The sequence below is a fragment of the Burkholderia sp. PR2 genome (assembly GCF_052372875.1).
GTDB lineage: Bacteria > Pseudomonadota > Gammaproteobacteria > Burkholderiales > Burkholderiaceae > Burkholderia > Burkholderia diffusa.
In genome coordinates this window covers 2,615,488-2,628,819 of the sequence record NZ_JBQRWH010000004.1, presented here as the reverse complement: position 1 = coordinate 2,628,819, position 13,332 = coordinate 2,615,488, and the positions used below count along the sequence as shown (strand labels likewise).

Genomic DNA, 13,332 nt, shown 5'->3' with positions numbered 1-13,332 from the left:
CGGCGCGAGGGTGCGGCGCCAGGCGCCGCCGTCCGGATCAGCTAATTCGGTCGGTTGCCGACGTCGAGAAGCCGGTCGCGCGGCTGCCCGGCGCACGGTCGCGCTCGATGAAGTACGCGCGCGCGTTCGCGACGTCCAGTGCGATCGCGCGCGACAGCGCCTCGAGATCGTCGTACTTCGCCTCGTCACGCAGCTTCTTCAGGAATTCAACGCGGATCAGCTTGCCGTACGCGTCGCCGTGCCAGTCGAGCAGGTGGACTTCGAGCAGCACGCGGCCGGAATCGTCGACGGTCGGGCGCAGCCCGAGGCTCGCGACGCCCGGCAGCGGGTCGGGGCCGAGGCCGTGCACCTGCACGACGAAGATGCCCGCGAGCGCCGGCCGCTTGTGCGCGATCGGCAGGTTCAGCGTCGGGAAACCGAGGTCGCGGCCGAGCTTCAGCCCGTGCGCGACGTGGCCGCTGATCGCATAGCCGTGGCCCAGCGCCTGCGCAGCCGCGCCGAGATCGCCCGCGGCGAGCGCGGCGCGCACGCCCGAGCTCGAGATGCGCGTGCCGTCGCTGCCGGCGACCGTGCCCATCTGCTCGACCTCGAAGCCGTACTGTTCGCCGGCCGCCTTCAGCGTGTCGAAGGTGCCCGCGCGCTTCGCGCCGTAGCAGAAATCGTCGCCGACCATCATCCAGCGCGTGTGCAGCCCGTTCACCAGCGTGCGTTCGACGAACGCCTGCGGCGACTGGCTCGCGAAGGTGTGGTTGAAGTGCTCGACGACGACGCGGTCGACACCGTGATCGCGCAGCGCCTCGAGCTTGTCGCGCAGCATCGCGATGCGCGGCGGCGCGCCGGCCGGATTGAAGAATTCGCGCGGGTGCGGCTCGAACGTCATCACGCACACGGGCAGGCCGCGCGCGTCCGCTGCCGCGCGCACGCGCGCGAGCAGGGCCTGGTGGCCGCGATGGACACCGTCGAAGTTGCCGATCGTCAGCGCGCACGGGGCACGGCTCTCGGCGTTGGGCAGGCCGCGGAAGACTTTCACGATAGCGGATGCAGCGGTCGGGGAATGGGCGGTGGGATGCCGCAAAGCAGAAGATTATAAACGTTCGGGCGGCCCGGCGGCCGAGAAGGGGGGAAACGCGGGGGCGAATGGTAAAATTCGCGGATGAAAAAACTCGTGATCCTGATTTCCGGTCGCGGCAGCAACATGGAGGCCATCGTCCGCGCGTGCGCGCAGGAACGCTGGCCGGCCGAGGTCGCTGCCGTGATCGCCAACCGGCCCGACGCGGCCGGCCTGGCTTTTGCCGCGTCGCACGGGGTGGCGACCGCGGTGGTCGACCATCGCTCGTTCGACGGCCGCGACAGCTTTGACGCGGCGCTCGCCGCCGAGATTGACCGTTTCGCGCCCGATCTCGTCGTGCTCGCCGGCTTCATGCGCATCCTCACGCCTGATTTCGTCAGACGATATGAGGGCCGGCTGCTGAACATCCATCCGTCGTTGCTGCCGAGCTTCAAGGGCATCCACACGCACCAGCAGGCGCTGGATGCCGGCGTCGCGCTGCATGGCGCGAGCGTGCATTTCGTGATTCCCGAGCTCGACAGCGGCGCGATCGTCGCGCAGGGCGCGGTGCCCGTGCGCGCGGGCGACGACGCGGCCGCGCTCGCGCAGCGCGTGCTGACGGTCGAGCACGTGCTGTATCCGCGTGCCGTGCGCTGGTTCGTCGAGGGGCGCCTGCGCCTCGAGAACGGCCGGGCAGTGGTGCCGCCGGATGAGGCGCGCTGGATTTTCGCGGATCAACCGCATACCGAAACGAGCGAGGGCGTATGAAGCTGCACGGATTCCTGATTGGCCAGACCGAGACCTTGCTGGCCGAGGTGCTGAAGTTCACCGGCCCGGCCGACGCGACCACGAGCCGGTTCTTCCGCGCGCACCCGAAGCTCGGCCACGCCGAGCGCGGCGTGATCGCCGAGGCGGTGTTCGCGGTGCTGCGCCGGAAGATGGAGTTTTCGCACCTGGCCGAGAGTGGCACGGGCAGCCCCGCGCGGCGCCTGACGCTGCTCGGCCTGATGCAGACGCTCGGCCGCAATGCGCTGAAGCCGTTCGTGTCCGACACCGAGGCCGCGTGGCTCGAGCACGTGTCGAAGATCGATCCGGCGAGCCTGCCGGTGCGCGTGCGCACGAACCTGCCGGACTGGATCTACCAGGCGCTGTCGGCCCGTTTCGATGCCGAGGAACTCGCGCAGCTCGCCGCGGCGCTGAACTACCCGGCGCCGCTGGACCTGCGCGCCAACGCACAGAAGGCGACGCGCGATCAGGTGATCGACGCGCTGCGCGCGAACGGCATCGACGCGGGCGAGACGCCGTTTGCGCCGCACGGCGTGCGCGTCGTCGGCAAGCCGGCGCTCACGCGCCTGAAGCTGTTCGAGGAAGGTCAGATCGAGGTGCAGGACGAGGGCAGCCAGCTGCTGTGCTCGCTGGTCGCGCCGCGACGCGGCGAGATGGTCGTCGATTTCTGCGCGGGCGCCGGCGGCAAGACGCTCGCGCTCGGCGCGATGATGCGCTCGACCGGGCGCCTGTATGCGTTCGACGTGTCGGAAAAGCGCCTCACGAAGCTGAAGCCGCGCCTCGCGCGCAGCGGGCTGTCGAACGTGAATCCGGTGCTGATCGACAGCGAGCACGACGCGAAAATCAAGCGGCTCGCCGGCAAGATCGACCGCGTGCTGGTCGACGCGCCGTGCAGCGGTCTCGGCACGCTGCGCCGCAACCCCGACCTCAAGTGGCGCCAGACGCGCACGTCGATCGAGGAACTCACGCCGAAGCAGGCGTCGATCCTAGCGAGCGCCGCGCGTCTCGTGAAGAAGGGCGGCCGGCTCGTATATGCGACCTGCAGCGTGCTCGACGCGGAGAACGAAGCGATCGTCGAGCAGTTCCTGGCCGATCATCCGGACTTCGTGCTGGTGCCCGCGCAGAAGGTGCTGGCCGACCAGCGCATCGCGCTCGAGACCGGCGACTACCTGTCGCTGTGGCCGCACCGCCATGCGACCGACGGCTTCTTCGCCGCGGTCCTTGAACGGCGCGCGCAGTAACGGCAGGACCCACGGATGATGCAGAACCGCCTGCTGTCGCACCGGCTCGCGTCGGTGATCCGCGACTTCAACCAGCCCGTGATGATCTGGCAGGCAGCGATCCTCGTCGGCGCGCTGTGTTTCGCGTGGGTCGCCGCGCGCTTCGTGCACGGCCGCATCGACGCGCGCCGGCGCGCGGCCGGCCGGACGCCGGGTGCCGGTGCGCAGAGCCTGAAGCGCGCGTTGTTCCCGCTGTTCGGCGGCCTGTTCGTGCTGGCCGCGCAGCTTGGGTTCGACCCGTTCATGTCGACGTCGCTGCTGTCGCTCGCGCTCGTGCCGCTGTTCGGCATCGGGTTGATCTACGTGCTGTTCTTCTTCGCGCGGCGCGTGTTTGCCCGTGACGGCCACACGCATGCGTGGCTGTCGATCGTCGAGAAGATCGTGTCGGTGATCGTGTGGGCGGCGATGGTGCTCACGGTGCTGGGGATCCAGCGCGACGTGATCGCGTGGCTCGACAGCGTGCAGTTCCGCGTCGCGAATGCGCACCTGACGCTGCTGTCGGTGATATCCGGCGCGCTGTGGGTGTGCGTGACGCTGATGGTCGCGATGTGGCTCGGCTCCGTGTTCGAGGAGCGTCTCGCGCGCGCCTCCACGCTCGACGCGAACCTGAAGGTCGTGCTGTCACGGGTCGGCCGCGCGCTGCTCGTGTTCGCGGCGATCCTGATCGGGCTGTCGCTCGTCGGCATCGACGTGACGGTGCTCGGCGTGTTCGGCGGCGCGGTGGGCGTCGGCCTCGGCTTCGGGCTGCAGAAGATCGCCAGCAATTACGTGTCGGGCTTCATCATCCTGCTCGACCGCTCGTTGCGGCTCGGCGACGCGATCAGCGTCGGCGGGCTGCAGGGCGTCGTCACGCAGATTCGCACGCGTTATACGGTCGTGCGCGGCCTCGACGGCAACGAGACGCTGATCCCGAACGAGAAACTGATCACCGACGTCGTGCAGAACCAGTCGTCGTACCTGACGCGCGGCTACGCGAAGGTCGCCGTGCAGGTCGCCTATACCAGCGACGTCGAGCAGGCGCTCTCGGTGCTCGCGGAAGCCGCGAACGGCGTGCCGCGCGTGCTCGCGGAGCCGGCGCCGACCGCGTACCTGGTCAGCTTCGGCGCGGACGGGATCGATCTGGAGCTCGGTTTCTGGATCGAGGATTCGGCGAAAGGCACGTCGGGCGTGCGTTCGTCCGTGAACCGCAACATCTGGCGGCTTTTCGGCGAGCACGGAATCTCGATTCCGTTCCCGCAGCGCGAAGTGCGCGTGGTCGGCCTGCCCGACGGGTTTGCCGCGACCGGCATGGTGGCAGAGGGTGTGTCCGCGGCGGCGGTCAACGGCGCGGGGGACGGGCGGGCGTCGGCGGCCTAGGCGCGAATCGGGCAAATCGGGCGGTCAGAACCGGAGCGCGGGGCTTTCCCGGTCCGCCGATGGACTGTCCGCGTTGCGTCAAGACAAGAAAATATTCATTTTTTACAAAGACTTGGAACGGTTGAAGTAAAATTCCGGTCTACACGCGGTATGCTTTCATTTTTATGACGTCGTCCTGCGTCGGCGTCGCTCTCACCACAGGTAACTGCCTTGTTGAATTCCCTGCTCGATTTTCTTTCCCACGGGCTCCTGCGCTTTTCGTGGTGGCAGGTCGCGCTGTTCGCGCTCGCCGTCACGCACGTCACGATCATCGGCGTGACGGTCTACCTGCACCGCTGCCAGGCGCACCGCGCGCTGGAGCTGCACCCGATCGCGAGCCACTTCTTCCGTGTCTGGCTGTGGATGACGACGGGCATGCTGACGGGCCAGTGGGCCGCGATCCATCGCAAGCACCACGCGAAATGCGAAACCGAGGAAGATCCGCACAGCCCGCAGACGCGCGGCATCTGGAAGGTGTTCCTCGAAGGCGCCGAGCTGTATCGCGCGGAAGCGAAGAACGAAGAAACGATGCGCAAGTTCAGCCACGGCACGCCGAATGACTGGATCGAGCGCAATCTGTACTCGAAGTACCCGATCCTTGGCGTGAGCCTGATGATGGTGATCGACGTCGCGCTGTTCGGCGTGCTCGGCCTGACCGTGTGGGCCGTGCAGATGGTCTGGATTCCGTTCTGGGCCGCGGGTGTCGTGAACGGGTTCGGCCACTTCTGGGGCTACCGCAACTTCAACTCGGCCGACGCGAGCACGAACCTGTTCCCGTGGGGCATCGTGATCGGCGGCGAAGAACTGCACAACAACCACCACACGTTCGCGACGTCGGCGAAGCTGTCGAACAAGTGGTACGAGTTCGATATCGGCTGGATGTACATCCGCATCATGTCGGCATTCGGTCTCGCGAAGGTGAAGAAGGTCGCCCCGACCCCGCGTCTGAACAAGCCGAAGACGGTGCTCGACCAGGAAACGCTGCAGGCCGTGCTGTCGAACCGCTACGAAGTGATGGCGCGCTACGGCAAGGCCGTGAAGCGTGCGTACCGCCAGGAGCTCGCGCACCTGAAGGAACTCGGTTCGAGCGAGAAGTACCAGCTGATGCGTGGCGCGCGCAAGTGGTTCCACAAGGATGCCGACGGCCTCGACGAGCCGCAGAAGAAGCTGCTGCCGGAGATTTTCGCGAACAGCCAGAAGCTGCATACGTACTTCCAGCTGCGCCAGGATCTGGCCGCGATCTGGGATCGTTCGACCGCCTCGCGCGAACAGCTGCTCGCGCAATTGCAGGATTGGTGCCATCGCGCGGAACAAAGCGGCATCAAGGCGCTGCAGGAATTCGCGACGCGCCTGCGTCGCTACGCCTGATTCGAAATCGATTAGAATCTCAGGACGTCACAAACCCCGCGTTGGCGGGGTTTTTTCATTTGGGCGGCTGGTTTTCGAAGGGCGACCGGAAGCGCCGGAATTCGTGTGAGGCTTGGGGCGCGGCGACGTGGCGCTCCGGGTGATAGCGTAGCGGATGGGGCTGGAGTGCGCGCTGAAGCGCTGACTCGGGCCGACCGCGAAGCATGGGGCCCGAGTAAGTGCTAAAGGACTGACTCGGGCCGACCGCGAAGCATGGGACCCGAGTAAGTGCTGAAGCACTAACTCGGGCCGACAGGAGATATGGAGATGCAATCGACGATCAAATCCGTCGAGTACGACCGGCCGGTCTCGGCAGGAACCGTCTGTGGCGTCGGGCAAGCGTGGGCCAAGGTGCCCGATGCACCGTCGGCCGAAGAACGCGCCGCCCTGAAGGCGCGCATCAAGGCGCTGCTCGCACGTGAAAAGGCCGTGCTCGTCGCTCACTACTACGTGGACGCCGAGCTGCAGGAACTGGCCGACGAAACCGGCGGCTGCGTCGCCGATTCGCTTGAAATGGCACGCTTCGGCCGCGACCACGACGCACAGACGCTCGTCGTCGCAGGCGTGCGCTTCATGGGCGAAACCGCCAAGATCCTGAGCCCCGGGAAACGCGTACTGATGCCCGATCTCGACGCGACCTGCTCGCTCGATCTCGGTTGCCCGGTCGACGAATTCTCCGCGTTCTGCGATGCGCATCCCGATCGCACCGTCGTCGTCTACGCAAACACCAGCGCCGCCGTGAAGGCGCGCGCCGACTGGATGGTCACGTCGTCGATCGGCCTCGAGATCGTCGCTGACCTGCACGCGCGGGGCGAGAAGATCATCTGGGCACCCGATCGCCACCTCGGCAGCTACATCCAGAAGAAAACCGGCGCGGACATGCTGTTGTGGCAGGGTTCGTGCCTCGTCCACGACGAATTCAAGGGCATCGAGCTCGACCTGCTGCGCGCCGAGTATCCGGACGCGAAGGTGCTCGTGCATCCCGAGTCGCCGGAAAACGTCGTCGCGCAGGCGGACGTCGTCGGCTCGACGACGCAACTGATCGACGCAGCCGTGAAGTTCGACGCGACGCACTTCATCGTCGCGACCGACCTCGGCATCCTGCACAAGATGCAGCTCGCGGCGCCCGGCAAGACCTTCATCGCCGCGCCGACGGCCGGCAACAGCGCGACCTGCAAGAGCTGCGCCCATTGCCCGTGGATGGCGATGAACGGCCTCGCGAACCTCGCCGACGTGCTCGAGCGCGGTCACAACGAGATCTTCGTCGATCCCGCGATCGGCGCGCGCGCGCGTCTGCCGATCGACCGGATGCTCGATTTCGCAGCGGCGCACAAGAAGCGCGTGCAGGCGAGCGGCGATCTGCAGCGCGATCAGCAACTGTTCGCGAACGTGGGGGCTGCATGATCGGCGCAGTTTCTCCACTGTTCGAAGCCGTGCGCGCACAATACGGCGCGGCATTCGACGAAGCGATTGCACGCAACGTGGCCGATGCGATCGCCGAAGACGTCGGCACCGGTGACCAGACCGGGCGGCTCGTGCCGGCCGGGGAGCGGCGCCGTGCGCGCATCATCGTGCGTGAGGAAGCGGTGTTGTGCGGCGTGCCGTGGTTCGAGGCCGTCATCTCGCGCATCGATCCGTCGATTGTCGTGCAGTGGCGGTATCGCGAAGGCGACCGGATGACGCCGGATTCGACGGTCTGCGAACTCGAAGGACCGGCGCGCGCGCTGTTGACGGCCGAGCGCAACGGCCTGAACTTCCTGCAACTGCTGTCGGGCGTCGCGACCGCAACGCGTCGTTACGTCGATCGCGTCGAAGGCACGCGCGCGAAGATTCTCGATACGCGCAAGACGCTGCCGGGCCTGCGGCTCGCGCAGAAGTACGCGGTGCGGGTCGGTGGCGGCGAGAACCAGCGTCTCGCGCTGTACGACGGCATCCTGATCAAGGAAAACCACATTGCGGCAGCCGGCGGCGTCGGCGAAGCGCTCGATGCGGCGTTCGCCCTCGATTCAGGCGTGCCGGTGCAGGTCGAGGTCGAAACGCTCGCGCAGCTCGACACGGCGCTCGCGCATGGCGCGCAATCGGTGCTGCTCGACAACTTCACGCTCGACATGATGCGCGAAGCGGTGCGTGTCGCGACTGGCAAGGCCGTGCTCGAAGTGTCGGGCGGTGTCAATTTCGATACGGTGCGCACGTTCGCGGAGACGGGCGTCGACCGCATCTCGATCGGCGCGCTGACGAAGGACGTGCGCGCGACCGACTATTCGATGCGGATCGTCGACTGACCGCGCGATAGTTCGTCTGACGAAAAAAGCCGCTGGCGCGCAAACGCCAGCGGCTTTTTTGTGGGCCTCAAGCCGGGAAGGGCCTGCCGCTCAGCGGCGCGAGCGGGGCGTGAGCACGCTCGGCAGCGCCTTCGGCAGCGTGTGCGGCCAGTCGCGGCTGTAGTGCAGCCCGCGGCTTTCGCGGCGCGAGTACGCGCTCTTCACGATCAGTGTCGCGACGTCGACGAGATTGCGCAGTTCGAGCAGGTCGCGCGTCACGCGGAAGTTTGCGTAGTACTCGTGGATCTCGTCGCGCAGCAGCGACAAACGATGCTTCGCGCGCTCGAGACGCTTGTCTGTGCGCACGATGCCGACGTAGTTCCACATCAGCCGGCGCAGTTCGTCCCAGTTGTGCGCGACGACGACTTCCTCGTCCGCATCCGACACGCGGCTTTCGTCCCATGCGGGCAGCGTGCCCGGCGTTTCGGCGTCGAAACCGGCGGCCTCGATCGCCTCGGCCGCCGCGCGGCCGATCACGAGGCATTCGAGCAGCGAATTGCTCGCGAGCCGGTTCGCGCCGTGCAGCCCCGTGTACGACGTCTCGCCGACCGCATACAGGCCCGCGAGATCGGTGCGTCCCGCGAGGTCGGTGACGACGCCGCCGCACGTGTAGTGCGCGGCCGGCACGACCGGAATCGGCTGCTTCGCGATGTCGATGCCGAATTCGAGGCAGCGCGCGTGGATCGTCGGGAAGTGTTCGCGCAGGAATGCTTCCGGCTGATGGCTGATGTCGAGATACACGCAGTCGATCCCGCGCTTCTTGATCTCGAAGTCGATCGCGCGCGCGACGATGTCGCGCGGCGCGAGTTCCGCGCGCGGATCGTGCGCGGGCATGAAGCGCGTGCCATCCGGCAGTTTCAGCAGGCCGCCTTCGCCGCGCACGGCTTCCGAAATCAGGAACGATTTCGCGTACGGATGGAACAGGCAGGTCGGGTGGAACTGGATGAATTCCATGTTCGACACGCGGCAGCCCGCGCGCCACGCCATCGCGATGCCGTCGCCGGTCGCGGTGTCGGGGTTCGTCGTGTACAGGTAGACCTTGCCGGCGCCGCCGGTCGCGAGTACCGTGTGCGGCGCCTCGATCGTGATCGTGCGATCGTTGTCGACGTCGAGCGCATACAGCCCGTGACAGCGGCGGCCGGGCAGTCCGAGCCGGTCCGACGTGATCAGGTCGATCGCATGGTGGTTTTCGAAGAACGTGATGTTCGGATGCTGGCGCGCGCGGTCGGACAGCGTCGCGAGCACCGCATGGCCGGTTGCGTCGGCGGCGTGGATGATTCGGCGGTGACTATGGCCGCCTTCGCGCGTCAGATGGAAACCGAGTTCGGCCGCATCGTCCTTCGTGAACGGCACGCCCTGCGAAATCAGCCATTCGATCGCTTCGCGGCCGTGCTCGACGATGTAGCGCGTCGCGCCTTCGTCGCACAGCCCGCCGCCGGCGACCAGCGTGTCGTCGACGTGGTTCTCGATGCTGTCCGCCGAATCGAGGACGGCCGCAATGCCGCCTTGCGCGTGATCGCTTGCCCCCTCCATCATCGAACGTTTAGCGATCAGCGCGACACGTCGCGTGCTGGCCAGGTTGAGTGCGACCGACAGCCCTGCCAGGCCGCTGCCGACGATCGCCACGTCGAATTTCATGCTGCATCTCCATCGTTACGCTTTAGCTCTTGTGCGTTCCGTCGGCCGTGGCCGGGGAAAGAGGAGAGCATACCGCGTCGGGCTCGCGCGTGCGCGCAAAACCCCACCTGTGCGCGCAAAACAAAAAGCCCCGCATGTGCGGGGCTTTTTGGTCGCCGTCAGGCTGGCAGAAACCGGAGATTACTTGATCTTGGTTTCTTTGTATTCCACATGCTTGCGGACGACGGGATCGAACTTCTTGATCGCCATCTTTTCCGGCATGTTGCGCTTGTTCTTCGTGGTCGTGTAGAAGTGACCCGTACCAGCGGTCGACTCCAGCTTGATCTTGTCGCGTGCGCCTTTTGCCATGATTGTGCTCCTTGGGCTTAGGCTTCGCCGCGTGCGCGCAGGTCAGCGAGCACGGAATCGATGCCGTTCTTGTCGATCAGGCGCAGGCCGGCGTTCGAGACGCGCAGGCGCACCCAGCGGTTTTCGCTCTCAACCCAGAACCGGCGGTTTTGCAGGTTCGGGAGGAAGCGGCGCTTCGTCTTGTTGTTGGCGTGGGAAACGTTGTTGCCGCTCATCGGCGCTTTCCCAGTTACTTGGCATACGCGTGCCATGAGAGCACTCCTAATACGCTAAATTCGGGGTTCGATCGCCGATGAAGGTTCCATCGTACCGCCACGTGATCCATGGCTGCACTCAGAACGCCGAAGCCTTTACAGACAAGGCCCTTCGATGGCTAGAACTGGTTGGAAAAAAGACAGACGACGATTCTAGCAGAAAAAGTTCAGAAAAATCAAACCCAATTTCGCTTCGTCGTTGCGGAGACCCCGGGGCGGGTCGCCGGGCCACAGTCTACAGCCAACCGGCGCGTGCGAACGAAAATGTATCGTCGGTGCCGACGACGACGTGATCGAGCAGCTTCGCGTCGACGAGCGTGAGCGCTTCGTGCAGCATGCGCGTCAGGCGACGATCTTCCGCGCTGGGCTGCACCGCGCCGGACGGGTGATTGTGCGCGATGATCAGCGCGGCGGCATTCAGCATGAGCGCGCGCCGCACGATCTCGCGCGGATAGACGACCATCCGTGTCAGCGAGCCGCGTGCGCTCTCTTCAACGTCGATGAGGCCATGACGGGCGTCCAGGTACAGCGTGATGAATACTTCGTGCGGACGCGTGCCGATCCTGAGCCGCAGATAGTCCTCGACCGCGCCTGGCGAGCCGATCTGCATCCGCTCGCGGGCTTTCTCGGCCAGCGCGCGCTGAACGATCTCGGTCACCGCGATCAGTACCGCCGAGCGAGCGGGGCCGATGCCGGGGTGCATGGCGAACGCGCCGGGCTCCGCGTCGAGCATGTTGCGCAGCGAGTCGCCGAAACGTGCGAGCAGCGCGCGGGCGCTGGCGAACACGTCGTGGCCGCCGCCGCCCGTGCCGAGCAGCAGCGCGATCAGCTCCGCGTCGGTCAGCGCGGCCGGCCCGCGTTCCAGCAACCGCTCGCGCGGCAGATGGGGTTTCCAGTTTCGCGGGCGGCGCGTGCGCGGCGGCGTGGCTGCGTCGATGCGGCGGGCCGGAGCGACGGGCGCATCGGCGATGTCGCGACATTCGGTCGCCGGGGCGGCGAGACAGGGTGACGGCATGATCCAGACTCCATTGGCGGCGTGCGCGGGCGCGATGTCGTCGCACTTTCAGCCTTGCGCGCTCAGGTGACTTACAATATTGGCTTTGCGCCGGGCCTTTCGGCCAGTTCGGGCGCCGACGAACACGAGTCATTCATGAGCATCATCGACCTATCCGAAGTGAAGCCCGGTTCCCATGTCACGCTGCATTACCGGCTTGCGTTGGCCGACGGCGCCGACATCGTCAACACCTTCTCCGACAAGCCCGCCACGCTGCTGCTCGGCGCGGGGCAACTGGCGCCCTCGCTGGAACAGATTCTGATCGGGCTCAGGGTGGGCGACCATTCGACTTATCAGCTAACGCCCGAGCAGGGGTTCGGTCCCCGCAATCCCGACATGCTCCAGCGCGTGACGCTGTCGACGCTGCGCGAGAACGGGATGGTCGGCGACGATTTCACGCCGGGCGACCTGATCGAGTTCAACGCGCCGGACGGCGGCCGCTATGCAGGGGTGCTGAAGGAAGTCAGCGAAACCTCGGCGCTGTTCGACTTCAATCATCCGCTCGCGGGCCAAGCGCTCACGTTCGAAGTGAAAATCATCGGAATCCTGTAATCATGAGCACCACCGATACGCTGTCCGGGCAGACCGTCGCCGCCGATGCCGAAATCCTGCTGGCCCAGCCGCGGGGCTTCTGCGCGGGCGTCGATCGTGCGATCGAGATCGTCGAGCGCGCGATCGCGATGCACGGTGCGCCGATCTACGTCCGTCACGAGATCGTCCACAACAAGTACGTGGTCGAGGATCTGAAGAAGAAAGGCGCGATCTTCGTCGAGGAACTCGAGGAAGTGCCGGCCGGCAACACCGTGATCTTCAGCGCGCACGGCGTGTCGAAGGCCGTGCGCGACGAGGCGGACGTGCGCGGTTTGCGCATTTACGACGCAACGTGCCCGCTCGTCACGAAGGTGCACGTCGAAGTGGCGAAGATGCGCCAGGACGGTGTCGACATCGTGATGATCGGCCACAAGGGCCACCCGGAAGTCGAGGGCACGATGGGGCAGGTCGAGCGCGGCATGCATCTCGTCGAAAGCGTCGAGGACGTGCAGAAGCTCGAGCTCGCCGATCCCGAGCGCATCGCACTCGTCACGCAGACGACGCTGTCCGTCGACGACGCCGCCGAGATCATCGGCGCGCTGAAGGCGAAGTATCCGAAGATTCGCGAACCGAAGAAACAGGACATCTGCTACGCGACGCAGAACCGCCAGGATGCGGTGAAGTTCATGGCGCCGCAGTGCGACGTCGTGATCGTCGTCGGCAGCCCGAACAGCTCGAATTCGAGCCGGCTGCGTGAAGTGGCCGAGAAGCGTGGCGTGGCCGCGTACATGGTCGACGCACCGGACCAGATCGATCCGGCATGGGTCGCCGGCAAGCGCCGCATCGGCGTGACGGCCGGGGCATCGGCGCCGGAAGTGCTCGCCCAGGCCGTGATCGCGCGGCTGCGCGAGTTGGGTGTGCGCAACGTCCGCGCACTCGAAGGCATCGAGGAAAACGTGTCGTTTCCGCTGCCGCGCGGGCTGAACCTGCCGCCTGCCGCCTGATTGCCGCATCGCACCCGCGATACCCCGAAGCGCGCCGTTTGGCGCGCTTTTTTTTTGCGTTGCGAAAACGAGATCGCAACCATTATTCACATCAATGGTGCAACCCGGTTGCTATCGCCGCGCTGAACCGTCTCTCAAAATTGGTTGCAATGCAGGAAAACCCCATCGAATCAGGATTATTGGCGTCCTATAAATGGAGTTACAATGCGCCCGTTTTCAGGCCGGAATGGCTTTGAAATCGGGTTTTGGCAAGGCGCGGGAGACCT

The 13,332-nt window shown here is 66.0% G+C and carries 13 protein-coding genes; 8 read left to right on the top strand and 5 right to left on the bottom strand.

Annotation, left to right across the window (positions count from 1 at the left end):
* Window positions 1-37: 37 nt before the first annotated feature.
* A complete protein-coding gene (locus ACT2FV_RS29380; RefSeq protein ID WP_059603965.1) occupies window positions 38-1,030 on the bottom strand; it encodes a bifunctional riboflavin kinase/FAD synthetase in 993 nt (330 codons plus the stop codon).
* Between the two features lie 123 nt (window positions 1,031-1,153).
* On the opposite strand from ACT2FV_RS29380, the gene purN reads away from it, so the two are divergent.
* The 6 genes from purN (at window position 1,154) to nadC (ending at window position 8,198) form a co-directional block, all read left to right on the top strand.
* Entirely contained in the window at window positions 1,154-1,816 is a 663-nt protein-coding gene (gene purN, locus ACT2FV_RS29375; protein WP_059603964.1) for a phosphoribosylglycinamide formyltransferase, read from the top strand.
* Complete coding sequence (locus tag ACT2FV_RS29370) at window positions 1,813-3,075, top strand: RsmB/NOP family class I SAM-dependent RNA methyltransferase (protein WP_124621548.1); 1,263 nt, start codon at window positions 1,813-1,815, stop codon at window positions 3,073-3,075. The genes purN and ACT2FV_RS29370 overlap by 4 nt, the downstream gene beginning before the upstream one ends.
* 15 nt (window positions 3,076-3,090) lie before the next feature.
* Window positions 3,091-4,470: a mechanosensitive ion channel family protein gene (locus ACT2FV_RS29365; protein ID WP_444505253.1), complete on the top strand. Its 1,380-nt coding sequence runs from the start codon at window positions 3,091-3,093 to the stop codon at window positions 4,468-4,470.
* A gap of 210 nt (window positions 4,471-4,680) precedes the next feature.
* The gene (locus ACT2FV_RS29360; protein WP_059468287.1) at window positions 4,681-5,877 is read left to right on the top strand and encodes a DesA family fatty acid desaturase; all 1,197 of its coding nucleotides are present in this window, start codon (window positions 4,681-4,683) and stop codon (window positions 5,875-5,877) included.
* Window positions 5,878-6,183: 306 nt separating this feature from the next.
* A complete protein-coding gene (nadA, locus tag ACT2FV_RS29355; RefSeq protein ID WP_059511738.1) occupies window positions 6,184-7,320 on the top strand; it encodes a quinolinate synthase NadA in 1,137 nt (378 codons plus the stop codon).
* Window positions 7,317-8,198, top strand: a complete 882-nt coding sequence (nadC, locus tag ACT2FV_RS29350) for a carboxylating nicotinate-nucleotide diphosphorylase (RefSeq protein WP_059603955.1) — start codon at window positions 7,317-7,319, stop codon at window positions 8,196-8,198. The genes nadA and nadC overlap by 4 nt, the downstream gene beginning before the upstream one ends.
* Before the next feature lie 90 nt (window positions 8,199-8,288).
* Here the strand turns inward: nadC and nadB are convergent, their stop codons facing one another.
* The 4 genes from nadB to radC all read right to left on the bottom strand — a co-directional run bounded on the left by nadB (window position 8,289) and on the right by radC (window position 11,492).
* A complete protein-coding gene (gene nadB, locus ACT2FV_RS29345) occupies window positions 8,289-9,875 on the bottom strand; it encodes an L-aspartate oxidase (protein ID WP_059603954.1) in 1,587 nt (528 codons plus the stop codon).
* A gap of 180 nt (window positions 9,876-10,055) precedes the next feature.
* Window positions 10,056-10,223, bottom strand: a complete 168-nt coding sequence (gene rpmG / locus ACT2FV_RS29340; RefSeq protein WP_006478046.1) for a 50S ribosomal protein L33 — start codon at window positions 10,221-10,223, stop codon at window positions 10,056-10,058.
* A 17-nt stretch (window positions 10,224-10,240) separates the two neighbouring features.
* Window positions 10,241-10,474, bottom strand: coding sequence for a 50S ribosomal protein L28 (gene rpmB / locus ACT2FV_RS29335; protein ID WP_004186391.1), 234 nt, complete (start codon window positions 10,472-10,474; stop codon window positions 10,241-10,243).
* A 238-nt stretch (window positions 10,475-10,712) separates the two neighbouring features.
* Window positions 10,713-11,492: a RadC family protein gene (radC, locus tag ACT2FV_RS29330; RefSeq protein WP_059603951.1), complete on the bottom strand. Its 780-nt coding sequence runs from the start codon at window positions 11,490-11,492 to the stop codon at window positions 10,713-10,715.
* A gap of 135 nt (window positions 11,493-11,627) precedes the next feature.
* Between radC and ACT2FV_RS29325 the strand changes: the two genes are divergently transcribed.
* Complete coding sequence (locus ACT2FV_RS29325) at window positions 11,628-12,083, top strand: FKBP-type peptidyl-prolyl cis-trans isomerase (RefSeq protein ID WP_059468284.1); 456 nt, start codon at window positions 11,628-11,630, stop codon at window positions 12,081-12,083.
* A 2-nt stretch (window positions 12,084-12,085) separates the two neighbouring features.
* A complete protein-coding gene (gene ispH, locus ACT2FV_RS29320) occupies window positions 12,086-13,066 on the top strand; it encodes a 4-hydroxy-3-methylbut-2-enyl diphosphate reductase (protein ID WP_059603948.1) in 981 nt (326 codons plus the stop codon).
* Window positions 13,067-13,332: the final 266 nt, after the last annotated feature.